General features: G+C 62.3%; 10 protein-coding genes. 9 read left to right on the top strand and 1 reads right to left on the bottom strand.

Annotation, left to right across the window (positions count from 1 at the left end; genetic code table 11):
- Nucleotides 1-858: 858 nt before the first annotated feature.
- The 5 genes from SMD10_RS23730 to SMD10_RS23710 all read left to right on the top strand — a co-directional run bounded on the left by SMD10_RS23730 (nt 859) and on the right by SMD10_RS23710 (nt 8,720).
- Nucleotides 859-2,283, top strand: coding sequence for a glycoside hydrolase family 1 protein (locus SMD10_RS23730; RefSeq protein WP_331688219.1), 1,425 nt, complete (start codon nt 859-861; stop codon nt 2,281-2,283).
- A gap of 245 nt (nt 2,284-2,528) precedes the next feature.
- A complete protein-coding gene (locus SMD10_RS23725) occupies nt 2,529-4,202 on the top strand; it encodes a PTS transporter subunit EIIC (RefSeq protein ID WP_331688218.1) in 1,674 nt (557 codons plus the stop codon).
- A 116-nt stretch (nt 4,203-4,318) separates the two neighbouring features.
- Entirely contained in the window at nt 4,319-6,064 is a 1,746-nt protein-coding gene (locus SMD10_RS23720; protein WP_331688217.1) for a carboxylesterase family protein, read from the top strand.
- A 420-nt stretch (nt 6,065-6,484) separates the two neighbouring features.
- Entirely contained in the window at nt 6,485-7,327 is an 843-nt protein-coding gene (locus SMD10_RS23715) for an HAD family hydrolase (protein ID WP_331688216.1), read from the top strand.
- Between the two features lie 310 nt (nt 7,328-7,637).
- On the top strand, nt 7,638-8,720 hold the full coding sequence (locus SMD10_RS23710; protein WP_331688215.1) for a siderophore-interacting protein: 1,083 nt from the start codon (nt 7,638-7,640) through the stop codon (nt 8,718-8,720).
- Here the strand turns inward: SMD10_RS23710 and SMD10_RS23705 are convergent.
- The gene (locus SMD10_RS23705) at nt 8,644-9,621 is read right to left on the bottom strand and encodes an IclR family transcriptional regulator (RefSeq protein ID WP_432757309.1); all 978 of its coding nucleotides are present in this window, start codon (nt 9,619-9,621) and stop codon (nt 8,644-8,646) included. The genes SMD10_RS23710 and SMD10_RS23705 overlap by 77 nt on opposite strands.
- Nucleotides 9,622-9,704: 83 nt before the next feature.
- Here SMD10_RS23705 and SMD10_RS23700 point away from each other — a divergent pair, with 83 nt between their 5' ends.
- The 4 genes from SMD10_RS23700 to SMD10_RS23685 all read left to right on the top strand — a co-directional run bounded on the left by SMD10_RS23700 (nt 9,705) and on the right by SMD10_RS23685 (nt 11,971).
- Nucleotides 9,705-10,595, top strand: coding sequence for a DUF7146 domain-containing protein (locus SMD10_RS23700; protein ID WP_331688220.1), 891 nt, complete (start codon nt 9,705-9,707; stop codon nt 10,593-10,595).
- A 114-nt stretch (nt 10,596-10,709) separates the two neighbouring features.
- Nucleotides 10,710-10,955: a type II toxin-antitoxin system VapB family antitoxin gene (locus tag SMD10_RS23695; protein ID WP_331688214.1), complete on the top strand. Its 246-nt coding sequence runs from the start codon at nt 10,710-10,712 to the stop codon at nt 10,953-10,955.
- Nucleotides 10,955-11,380, top strand: coding sequence for a type II toxin-antitoxin system VapC family toxin (locus SMD10_RS23690; RefSeq protein ID WP_331688213.1), 426 nt, complete (start codon nt 10,955-10,957; stop codon nt 11,378-11,380). The genes SMD10_RS23695 and SMD10_RS23690 overlap by 1 nt, the downstream gene beginning before the upstream one ends.
- A 267-nt stretch (nt 11,381-11,647) precedes the next feature.
- Nucleotides 11,648-11,971 carry a single-stranded DNA-binding protein gene (locus SMD10_RS23685; RefSeq protein ID WP_331688212.1) on the top strand — a complete coding sequence of 108 codons (324 nt, stop codon included), beginning with the start codon at nt 11,648-11,650 and terminating at the stop codon, nt 11,969-11,971.
- Nucleotides 11,972-12,292 lie beyond the last annotated feature (321 nt).

The following is a 12,292-nucleotide window of genomic DNA, read 5'->3' as shown; positions in this document are numbered from 1 at the left end:
CCAGGCTGGTGCGCGCATGCTGTGCGCGAGTGGTATCGGTCCACATCGTTGATCCAAGGTAGTTTTTGGCAAAACCCCTGAATCAACGGCCGGCGAGGCTGTCAAGCTAACCCACTGATACCACTCACCTCAATTTCGGATCAGACACTCAGAGAATGCGGTTCGCCGACCCCTTCTGACATTCCGACCTTTTTCGTCATTTCGGTCCACGCGGGAGAAACGGGCCGAAAGGAAAGGCGTCCGCGCGGAGGCGGTCTCGATCGCGTCCAAAGGACGTCTCGATCGGCGCCTTTTGCCCGAGCCTTAACTGTCGCCATAAAACCCTGCAAATCCCAACGCGCTGGAGTATCGGAGCGTAGCGCAGCCTGGTAGCGCATCTGCTTTGGGAGCAGAGGGTCGCAGGTTCGAATCCTGCCGGGGTCGCCAATAAAATCAATAGCTTAACTCTGATTCTTCCTTTTTCATGTTCCGCCGGTTCGCAACTGGATTCTCCAGTTTCCGGCAGTTCCGCTTGACCGCATGCTGCGGCGTTGGGTTCGCTTGACGCGCTTCGACAACGCCCTTAATTCCCGTCGCATGCACCGCAAGGACGGTGCGAAACAGGATTGTCACCGTGAAAGCGGGCAAGACCGAAGCGAGCCGGCCGGAATTGGCAGCTCGCTTTATTTCTGGCCCGAACGGAGACGAACTCCCAAGGGCCACTCGTGCCGGCGATGCAAACCGTCGCAAGAGCAGCATGAAGCGGTCCGCGATTGTGCATCTCACGGATTCTGCGACCGTTTTCAGCCACCACGCGGCGGGCTGGCGGCTGCCGGCATGAGCATCCCGGATCTGTGCAACGCATAAGGAGCGTCCACCATGACCGATCTCGGCTTCCCCGAGGAATTTCTCTGGGGTGGGGCAATTTCCGCCAATCAGACCGAGGGGGGCTGGAACGAGGGCGGCAAGGGCCTTTCGGTTTCCGACCTGACCCGGGGAGGCCTGCTGTCGGGCAAGGCCGATCCCGAAGTCGACCCCACGGCCTACTATCCCTATCACACCGCCATCGACTTCTATCATCGCTACCCCGAGGACGTCGCGCTTTTCGCCGAAATGGGCTTCAAGGTCCTGCGAACCTCGATCGCCTGGAGCCGAATCTTCCCCGAGGGCGACGAGATCGAGCCCAACGAGGAAGGCTTGACCTTCTACGGCAGGCTGTTCGACGAGATGCTGAAGCACGGCATCCAGCCGGTTGTCACCTTGTCGCATTACGAACCGCCGATTCACCTCGTGCGCAAATATGGCGGTTGGCTCAATCGCGACCTGATCGCATTTTTCGAGCGTTACGTGCGCGCCGTGTTCACCCGCTTCGGCGACCGAGTGAAGCTCTATATGGGCTTCAACGAAATCAACATGGCTTCCGTCATTCCGCTGGCGGCGGCGGCAATCGAACTGCCGGACGACGCCCCCGAAGCGGAGAGACAGCGGCGCATCTTTCAGGCGTCGCACCACATGTTCCTGGCATCCGCGCTGGCCGCCAAGGCCTGTCGCGAACTGGTGCCGGACGGCAGGATCGGCTGTATGTTGCAGGCGGGCGGCATCTATCCGGCGACCTGCAGGCCGGAGGACGCATTCGCCACGATGCAGGTCCGTCGGCGTTCGCTGATCTATTCCGACGTCATCCTGCGCGGAGCCTATCCGAACTATGCCTGGCGCATGTTCCGCGACGCGGGCTTCGAGCTCGAGATCGCGGCGGGTGATCTCGAACTCCTCGCGGCCAATCCGGCCGACTATTACGGCTTCAGCTATTATTTCACCTCGACCTTCGCAGCCGGAATGCCCGTGATGGGCAACACCGGCGGCATCGACGGCAAGGACAATCCCTATCTCGAAAAATCGGAATGGGGATGGCCGATCGACGCCTTAGGATTGCGCTACGTGTGCAACGAGCTCTGGGATCGCTACCAGAAACCGCTGTTCATCGTCGAAAACGGCTTCGGCGCGGTCGACGAGCTGAAACCCGACGGCTCGATCGACGACGATTACCGTATCGCCTATCTCGACGCTCACGTCCGGGCGCTGGCCGAGGCAATCGCCGACGGGTGCGAGATCATGGGCTACACTTGGTGGGGTCCCATCGACATCGTCAGCGCCGGCACCGGCGAGATGAAAAAGCGCTACGGCTTCATTCACGTCGATCGCGACAATGACGGGAACGGCACATTGAAGCGGACGCGGAAGAAGAGCTTCGGCCACTACAAGGAACTGATCGCCACAAACGGCGCTTCCGTTCTGGAAGGTTGACGGCTTCGGATCGTTTGCGAATGACTTGAAGGCTATGTGCGCCTTGCCGCCGACGGCCCTGCAACGCCTATGGGCGGTCGGCGGTCGGCGGTCGACGGTGGCGCGCCGCTCGCGCAGCCTCGCCGATTGCGAAAGCGCCGCAGAAAGCGCATGGGCCGCAAGGAGCGTCGATGCCGTCCCGAGCACTGATCGCGCGGCACTTGGTCGCTTCCGTCGATGAACTGCAGTATCTGGATGATCCTTGATTGTTCAATACACAGTTGCTACGGCAGAAACACGCACCAACTGGTGCCCATAACCAACTGGTGCCCATAATTGGGATTGTGACCGTCAAGCGACGAGCAAAACCCGAAGATGACCGAGCCTCGGTCGTCTCGGGTTTTTTTGTCGCTGAACAGGTTGGAACAAAACCTGGGGCAATACCCGAAATCCAATCACATTGGCACGCCGGTCATTCCGGCTCTTCGGGGAGGCGCGTGATGAGCGATCTCGAACAACAGGCAAAATCCATCATCGATGGTGTGGGCGGAAAAAGTAACGTGGAAGCGGTCGTGCATTGCGCGACGCGGTTGCGCTTCACCCTCAAGGACGACGCAAAGGCCGATAAGGCGGCGGTCCAGAAAGTCGCCGGGGTCGTTGCCGTCGTTCAAAGCGGTGGCCAGTTCCAGGTCGTCATCGGCAACACCGTGCCGGACTCCTACGAAGCCGTGGTCAAGGAACTCGACATGCGCGCGGAAGCACAGGTCGAGGCGGACGCGACTGCGAGCGCCGAAGACGCCGCCAAGGCGCGCAAGGCCAACATCCGCAAGAAAAACACCGCGTGGCTCAACGCCATCATCCAGCTCGTTTCGAGCCTTTTCAATCCGCTTTTGAGCGCGATGGTCGCCGGCGGCATGTTGAAAGGCCTGACGCTGGTGCTGGTCAAGCTGGGATGGGTTTCCACCGACAGCGGCAACTATCTCGTGCTCAACGCGGCCGGCGACGCCGTCTTCTATTTCCTGCCGATGCTTCTGGCCTTCACCGCAGCCAAACGCTTCAAGGCCGATCCCTTCGTGGCCGTGGTCCTGGCCGGCGGGATGATCTATCCGACGGTCGTCGCGGCGGCTTCGTCCGGCACGTCCATCACGCTGCTCGGACTTCCCGTTCCCCCTATCAGCTATGCATCGACAGTCATTCCGATCGTCCTTGCCGTCTATGTGATGTCCTGGCTGGAGAGGTGGCTCAAATCATGGATTCACTCCTCGATACGGCCCTTCCTCGTTCCGATGATCTGCATCGGCGTTATGCTTCCAGCCGTTCTGCTCATCGTCGGCCCGATCGCCAACAACATCGCGTTGGGTCTCGGGGCCGGCTACAAGGCCGTGTTCGGTTTCGCGCCGTGGCTGGCCGGCGGTGTCTTCGGCGGCCTGTGGCAAGTGTTCGTGATCTTCGGCGTGCACTGGGGGCTGGTGCCGGTCATTCTCAACAACGTCACCACGTTCGGACAGGATAGCCTTCTGGCGGCGGTCACACCGGCAGTTTTCGCCCAGGCCGGCGCCGCGCTCGGCGTGTTCCTCAAGACGCGCGACACCCAGCTCAAGGCAATCGCGGCAGGTGCAGCCCTTTCCGGCATCTTCGGCATCACGGAACCGGCGATCTACGGCGTCAACCTGCGTTTCGGCCGTCCGTTCATCACTGGCGTCGTGTTCGGCACCATTTGCGGTGCGATCGTCGTGGTCGCCGGCTGCGCGGCCTATGTCATGGCCGTTCCAGGATTGCTGACCATGCCGATCTTCCTTGGCCCGGACACCGGAACGTTCCTGATCATGTCGGCGATGGTCGCGGTCGCCTATTTCGGCACGGCGATCGTGACGTACCTGTTTTCCTATAACGACTCGATGTTGGAAGCTGAGAAGCAAAGAGCGCAGACCGCGGCCTGAACTGCTCGGTGCCGCCGGCCTCGGCCTGAAAATCAAGGAGCGGAGGGCATTGCGTCCTCCGTCCGAACTTCCGGGACGGCCCCGGAGCCATCGATGACGATCCCTGGGAGAGAGAATTGGTAAACACGCTATTTGTCCGCCGGCTCGAAGGACTGGGCCGCGCACTGACCGCAGCATCTTGTCTCGGAACCGGCGCCTTGTTGGCGTCGGGCGCCGCGACGGCGGCCGATCTGGCCTATCATGCCGGCATCGTGCAGGGGACGGCCTATGGCCAGGTTTCCGGCCTTCTGGTCAACGACGACAAGACCCTGCTCTGGCGTGGCGTTCCTTATGCCAAGGCGCCCGTCGGCGACCTGAGGTGGAAAGCCTCGGAGAAGCCGGACGCCTGGACCGGAGTCCGCGACGCCACCGAGCACGCCACGCTTTGCACCCAGATTGCTTCCGGCGAAGTGGCGGGCGACGAGGACTGCCTCAACGCGGACATCTATCGCCCGAACAGCGACGAAACGGGCTTGCCGGTCCTGGTCTATATCCACGGCGGCAACAACCAGACCGGAACCAGCGAGGAAATCAACGCCGAGCAGCTCGCCGTCAACGCGAATGCCGTCGTCGTGTCCGTCAACTACCGGCTCGGCCTGCTCGGCTTCAACAACCTGCCGGCGCTGAAGACCGGGGACAACATCGAAGATTCGGGCAATTTCACGCTGCTCGACATTTCGCGTTCCCTGCAGTGGCTGAAGGCGAACATCGCCGCGTTCGGCGGCAATAGTGAGAACATCACGGTCGCCGGATTTTCCGCCGGCGGCCGCGATGTCATGGCGATGCTGATTTCGCCGATCTTTGCCGGCGAATTCCAGAAGGCGATTTCCTTCAGCGGCGGCATGACGCTCGCCGATGCCGGAGAGAGCGCCAAGCTCATCGCCAGAGCGATCGCGCCGCTCGTCGTCGAAGACAAGATCAAGGCGAGCGAAGACGAAGCCTATGACTGGCTTCTGACCAGCGGAGCCGATGTGGGCGACTATCTCGACGGTCTGTCGGCCGGTCGCCTTGCCGGACTGATGAGCAATGCCGGCATCCGCATGGCCGTCTTCCCGCATCTTTACAACGACGGAACGGTGCTGCCCGAGAACGGCTTCGATACGGCGAGCTACAACTCGGTGCCCCTGATCATGATGACCGGGTCGCAGGAATTCTCGCTGTTCGCGCGCTACGACGCGGAGTTCGCAGGCCAGGGCAACGACGAGCTTCTGGCCGACGCGAAGAGGCTGGCCGAACTGAAATTCGCGGCCGGTTATGGCAGCAAACTCTACGAGCTGTTCAACGCACAGGAATCCGCCCAGCGGATGTTCGATCACTACGAAGCGCCGATCTATACCGTGCGCATGGCTTGGGGCAGCGATCCGGCCATTGTCGGCGAGCCGATGGCCACCCTCTTCGGAGCGTTTCACGGTGTTTGGATCCCCTTCGTCACCGACAGGACGACGGGCTTTTCCGGCCTCTTTCCCGATGCATTCGCCAACCCGGGCGCCAAGGATCTTGGCGGACAGTTCGGGAGCTATATCCGCAACTTTCTGTGGAGCGGCGATCCGAACGGTGAAGGCTTGACGCGGTGGAAGCCCTGGACTGGGATCGACAGCGGGCCGACGCAGCTCATCCTCGACGCGGGCATGGACAAGGCGAACGTCACGATGTCGGAGGAACGGACCGCCTACGACGACGTGCTGAAGGCCATCGACGCCGACACCAGCATCGCGCCCGAGCAAAAACGGCACCTGATCGAAACGGTGCTCGACGGGCGCTGGTTCAGCCTTGGTCTCGACCGGTATTACGGCAACACCAATCCCTGGGTTCAGGTCGAATAGGGCTTTGCGAGTCGGGCATCCTCGATCGGTCGCCCGGCGTTGCCCTGTTTCGCCATGGCTGCGGAGCCCTGGCTCCGCTCCGAACCTCGCGGTCGAACGATGTGGTTATGACGTCGGCCCAGATCGTTTCGAACGCAGGCTCGAATTCGCCCCGACGGTCCGCGCACACACCTGTCTCGCCCGATTCGCGAAATTTCCCAGGCGTGGCGCAAAGCGGTGTCCGGTCCATGCCGACGATCTCTCGCACGAACGATCTGGAAACCGTTTGGCCGATCGAATAGACGCATTCTCTGGAGCGTTGCGTGCGGACGCCCGCGAATCCGCGACACATCTTTTGGCGAACTCGGTGACCTCACCCCCACTCCCCGGGGTGGCGTGGCGGCAGGTCCACGGGCGATCCTCAATGGGCGAGGCGACAGGATGATCATCTTCCTCGACGTGGACGGAACCTACGCCGACTACGGCGTCGTGCCGGAAGCTCACGTGACTGCCGTTGCCGAGGCGCGGGCGCGCGGACACCGCGTGCTTTTGTGCACCGGACGTCCAGCCTGCATGCTGTCCGGTTTTCTGGCCGAAGCCGACTTCGACGGAATCGTCGCCGGTGCCGGCGCCTATGTGGAGGTGGGTGGCCGGGTGCTGCGCGACGAGCGGTTTCCTCCGGACCTCGCCGACCGGGCGGTCGACATCCTCGACGCGCACAAGGTCGCCTATATCCTCGAGTCGCCGGAAACGCTCCACGGGCCGCCGGACATCGCCGCGCGTCGGGCCGCCGTGTTCGAAAAGTTGCGCTCGGCGGCCGGCGGCCGGCGGTCGATACCGACCTCGCTCTTCACGATCGAGACGGGCCCGCGTCGTCGGGGAGCGCAGTTCAGCAAGATAACGGTCTTCGATTCGTCGGTGCCCGTCGGCAAGCTCGGAGAACTGATCGGTCCGGAGGTTGCGACGCTTCCGAGTTCCCTGCCCAATTTGGGATCCTCGGCTGGCGAGATTTTCCTTGCCGACGTGCACAAGGCACTCGGCGCCCAGCTCGCCGCGTTGGAGTTCGGTGCCGAAGCCCGGGACGTCATGGCGGTCGGTGACGGCCTCAACGACCTCGAAGTTCTGGAATGGGCTGGGATCGGTGTCGCGATAGAAGGTGCCGATCCTGCCCTTCTGGCGGTTGCCGATCGTACCGCTCCAGGACCGGAAAGAGCCGGTCTCGCCCGGCTCTTCGGCGACATGGGGCTGATCACGGACCCGACGGTGCTGTTCGGGTCCTTATAGAACTACGATTGTCCGCAACGGCGAAGCCGAGGAAGTCACTGCGGAAAGCGCCATCGTGTCCCGATCCGAAGACGCCGTCTCCATTCCCGGCGACCAGCCTTTCGGTCAACGCGTTCGGGCTCTTGACGGCGTTCCCATGCCGTTCTCAATGAAAACCTTGCTAAGAAACTCAACTTTATCTACAGGACGTCGGCAGCCCTTGGTTTTAGCGGTCGGGCATCCTCTTTCGACGTCCCAGCGCGCTGGCTTTCCAGGCTTCTGCGTCCTGTGTCGCGATGCCGGCGTGAGATCCGATAGGAGTGCGTTTCCGATGAATCGTCTCGTTGCCACGGCCGTCGTCTCGATTCCCGATCCCGATCCTGTCATCGCCTCCGTTTGCGAGCATCTTGCCGAGCACGATGCTCGCATCGATCGAAACGGCGCGGCGCATCTGGTCACTTTTTCCTTCGGCCAAGGCAGCTTGCGGGCGCAGCCCGGCGTTATCGAACTGTTGGCGGAATCCACCGATCTCTCGGGGCTTTACTACATTCGCATGGCGCTGGCCGGCCACCTCAAGCACTTCGCCAAGCCGGCGACGCCGGACGTGACATGGACCGGCGACGGCAGCGATATCGTCACGCCTCCCAACTTCAGACCGGTTCAGGTCCGCAGCGTTCGCGACATCACGCCGCATATGCGCCGGGTTACCTTCGTCGGCCCCGACCTGGATCGTTTTGCGTCGAATGACGACCTGCATCTGGGCTTGGTCATTCCGCCCAAGGGCGGCGAACTGGTGTGGCCAGTGGTGGGACGAGACGGCTTGCTGAGTTGGGACGAGGACAAGCCGCGCCCGGCGATCCGCCGTTACACGACGCGTCGCTGCGACCCCGCCAACGGCGAAATCGAGATCGATTTCGTCGTGCATGAAGACCCCGGCCCGGGAGCGGCTTTTGCCGGACGCGCCAAGGAGGGCGACTGGATCGGCCTCGCCGGTCCATTTGGCGGTTCGATCCGCGCCGACCGAGAATGGTATCTGCTTGGCGGCGACGAAACGGCGCTGCCGGCGATCGCCCGCAATCTGGAGACATTCGCGGGGGCGAAACGCGGCGTGGCGTTGATCGAGGTCGCTGGCCCGGACGAGGAGCAGGCGATCGACAACCGCACGGGGATCGAGATCCGCTGGCTCCATCGGGGGAGCGCAGCGCCGGGAGCTCTCTTGGCCGAAGCGGTGCGCCAAGTCGCCTTGCCCGACGGCGACCAATCCTATTTCGTCTGGACGGCCTGCGAATTCGACGGCTTCAAGTCGATCCGGGCCTATCTGCGAAAGGAGCGGGGCCTCACTCGCGACCATCATCTGTCCGTCGCCTATTGGCGCAAAGGCCAGGTCGAAGGCGACGAGGACGACGATCACTGAGATCAGGGCGGGTTAGGCGAAAGCGTCTGTCCCGCCCGTTTCGGCTGCCACCATCCTGGCCGCCGCAAACAGGGCCCGCGCGTCTTCTTCGCGCAATCCCTGCCCGAGATTGGTTACGAGCGTCATCACGCAGACGATTTCCTGCTGGGCGTCGAAGACGGGAACCGCCTGGCCCGTGATCTCGGGCAGCAGGTGGCTCGTCAGTTCCGCGCAGCAGGACGTGCGAATCGCGGCCAGGACCTCCGGCGAGGGGGGGGACGCCGCGGAAATGGTCCGGCTGCAGCCGACGTGCCATCTCGATCCGGCCTTCCGGCAGGAACGCCTGAAACACCCTTCCGCAGGCCGTGTTGTCGAGCGGCAGAATATCGCCAAGACCGAGCGAACTGATGGAGAAATGGGCGCTTCGGTACCAGCGTACCAAGGTCGGACCTCGCTCGCTCCAGATGGCGACGCCGCCGCTGGCGGCGATCCTGCTCGCCAGATCCTTCATATGCCGGGCGGCGATCTCGATCGGGTCGATCCGCTTCAGCGCCGCGATGCCGACGCTGAGTGCCGTCGGGCCGAGGTCGTAACGGCCGGTGGCGTCATCTTGCGTGGCCAGCCCCTCCTTCATGAGGCTGTGCAGGTAGCGATGGGCGGTGGAGCTGCTGGTTCCGGCGCATCGCGCCAGGACGCCCAAGGCCAGCGCCTCTTCCGCGTTGGCCAGAATGGTCAGGAACCGCGCGGCGATGGTGATCGACTGGATCGTGCCCGAGCGCTTTTCGCCCGGAGGTTCGCGGAGAGGGGCGCGGTTGATCATAAAGCGGAGACGACGGCTCGAGGTAAGGAATGGGCTGGCTTCGAAGGAGGAAGAGTACGCGCGGCGACAGATGCGCTGGCGGGCGCCGACCTCCGTCACCATTGCCCAACTTAGGATTCGCGACCAGTCCCGCAATGCGACGTGACCGAAAAGCCCCGTCGCTCGGCTGGGCCGGATCCGACTTGGTGTTGTTTTCTTGCAACTGCGTGTGCGACGGAACACACTTCGTATTGCATTGCGGAATGCTCTCTGTAATGTGGAAAGTAGATCCCGACCATCACGGCGACCTTCTCGATCTGATCCGCTTCGCGCTCAATCTGACGACGTTTCGCGAGATCGCCGATGAAGCTCGACGGTTCCTCGGCCATCCCGAGCAGCAAAGGATTGCGCTAGTCCCAGCGAAGACGGCCGACACTCGAGCGCCACCGAGCGAGCGCGCCAGGCGGCTTTTTTCGTTAGGCCACACGATCGACCGAACAGCCGCCGAAGCCTATCTCAAGAATCGTGGCATCGAGCGCTTTGGACCGGCGTTGCGCTACCACGAGGCGGTGTTCTTCCGCGACTATGCCCGACAAGCCTTTGGGCAGCTCCCCGCGATGCTCGCCAGCGTCACCGATTGCTCGGGTCGATTGACCGGGGTTGCCAGGACCTGGCTCGACCGCGAGCGCGATTCCATAGCCTCGATTGAAGACCCAAAGCGCGCGCTCGGGCAAATCGCTGGCAACACCGTGCGGTTCGGGGCCGTGGGCGCCGACCTTATGGCGGGCGAGGGCATCGAAACCATGCTGTCGGTTGGCTCCGCCTTGCCGAAGATGCCGTTGGCGGCCTGCTTGACGGCTCGGCACCTTTCGTTGTTCGAGATACCGCCGAACCTCAAGACGCTTTGGATCGCTCGCGACAACGACGAGGCTGGTGCTACTGCCGCAAGGCTTCTCAAAGCGAAAGTGCAGACGCAGCGGCCGGAAATCGAGGTGATCGAACTCACGTCGTTTCTTGGAGACTTCAACGACGATTTGCAATCTTTGGGGATCGACGGATTGCAGCAGGAACTTATGGCGACGCAAGGGGGCGCCTGAGTAAATTCATGAGCTGATCAAGGTGCTCGCCGGCGCTCCAGGTTGGTTAGGTGAGCATCGGCACTTGCCTGCATATTCATTTCGTATATTATGAATATCCTTAGGAGATATACGATGCCCCTCTACATCCGCGATGACAGCGTCAACAACTTAGCCGAGGAGCTGGCCCGCGTCAGTATGGCGGCCAGCAAGACAGAAGCCGTGCGTTTGGCGCTCCAACATGAGTTGGAACGCCTGGCCGCTCAGGAGAGTCTTGTTCAAAAGGTCGCCACGCTTCAAGAGCGTGCAGCATCGCATGGACTGCGCACGGATGGCTTTGACGACAAACCGCTTATGGATGAGCTGTCGGGAAATCAGTGATGTTCCTCGACGCCTCCGCCATCGTTGCTATCCTGAAAAGCGAGCCCGAAGCGGCAGGTTTTCTCGTCGCGCTTGAGGGTGCCAAAGGGAAAGTTATCACGTCTTCTATCGCCCGCTATGAGGCGGTTATCTCGGTTGCCGTCCAGATGGCGCGGAGCCGTGGTGAAACGCATATGACCGTTGACGATGCCACGAACGCGGAAGATCTCGTTGCCGCCCTTCTGGCCGAGATTGGCGCTCGGGAGATGCACGTCACCGAAAGCATCGGTCGCACGGCCCGCGAGGCTGCTACGACATACGGGAAAGTCGCAGGGCATCCCGCTCAGCTCAATATGGGCGATTGCTTCGCCTATGCGTTCGCAAAAGCGTTTCGCGTGCCCTTGCTCTACAAGGGCGGGGATTTCCGTCAGACCGATCTAGCGTAGCGGCCGAGGATTTCTGTCTGAGCGGCGACACGCGCCGGCGTCTTTGATCCAGCACCCCTGTCGCTGGTCATGGGATGCCGGTCTCGCGTCTTGTCTCCTGCCATGTTTCGGACGGTCAAATTAGCGGTGGACACTCTTTGCGACCAGGGCGAACCCCTTCAAGCGAAAAATCGGTTTCCGCTTTGCAGACCCTCCGATTTTTCGCTTGATCGCATCGCATCCCCCGCCTGTGCCCGTCCATCGAAACACCGCAATAGGAGACATCAGATGCGCGGGTTGGCAGAATTTCAGATCATCGGGCGCGTGGGCCGGATCAAAACCGTAGGCTCCACCCTCAGAGTGTCGATCGTCGCCGAATACGGGCGCACCAACGATCGAGGCGAGTTCGAAGCTAATCCCTACTGGAACGAGGTCACGTTCTTCAACGAACGCCGCATCCATTACATTGAGCAGAAGGTTGCCACCGGCGACATCGTACATGTGCGTGGCACCGTTCGCCAAACCCAGTACGAGCGCGACGGCGAAACCATCTACAGCATGACACTTGCCGGCGACGACTTCGACCTGCTCGCCAAGAAGGCGGGCGACTGACGATCGAGGAAGAGCGGCCCCGCGCCGCCCTTTCCTTTTTCCTTATCGGCCCGTTGGCGCTCGCGCGGCCGCTCGCGAGACCGATATCCCCATATGGCACCTTACGTAACCACATATCACTAAATATCACTCAAGGTGTCATAGAGTGACTTTAGAGTACCTTCCATCACTCGGGATCACCCGCGCCCCCGTCCCGATCGGCAGTCCACAACGCGCCAGCTCCACCGTTCAGCCGCCCCCATGCGGCGGGGGGGGGGGGGGGGGGGGGGGGGCGCCCCCCCCCCCCCCCCCAGGGGGGGCGGGGGGCGGCGGGCCCCCCCC

This window comes from Consotaella aegiceratis, from assembly GCF_036541425.1.
GTDB lineage: Bacteria > Pseudomonadota > Alphaproteobacteria > Rhizobiales > Rhizobiaceae > Consotaella > Consotaella aegiceratis.
This window is presented reverse-complemented; position numbering and strand designations above follow the sequence as displayed.

Excerpts from the sequence above, each read along its gene's own strand:
- SMD10_RS23730 (WP_331688219.1), top strand. The coding sequence starts at position 859 with ATGACCGATCTCGGCTTCCCCGAGGAATTTCTCTGGGGTGGGGCAATT.
- SMD10_RS23715 (WP_331688216.1), top strand. The coding sequence starts at position 6,485 with ATGATCATCTTCCTCGACGTGGACGGAACCTACGCCGACTACGGCGTC.
- SMD10_RS23710 (WP_331688215.1), top strand. The coding sequence starts at position 7,638 with ATGAATCGTCTCGTTGCCACGGCCGTCGTCTCGATTCCCGATCCCGAT.
- SMD10_RS23705 (WP_432757309.1), bottom strand. The coding sequence starts at position 9,621 with ATGGTGACGGAGGTCGGCGCCCGCCAGCGCATCTGTCGCCGCGCGTAC.
- SMD10_RS23695 (WP_331688214.1), top strand. The coding sequence starts at position 10,710 with ATGCCCCTCTACATCCGCGATGACAGCGTCAACAACTTAGCCGAGGAG.
- SMD10_RS23690 (WP_331688213.1), top strand. The coding sequence starts at position 10,955 with ATGTTCCTCGACGCCTCCGCCATCGTTGCTATCCTGAAAAGCGAGCCC.
- SMD10_RS23685 (WP_331688212.1), top strand. The coding sequence starts at position 11,648 with ATGCGCGGGTTGGCAGAATTTCAGATCATCGGGCGCGTGGGCCGGATC.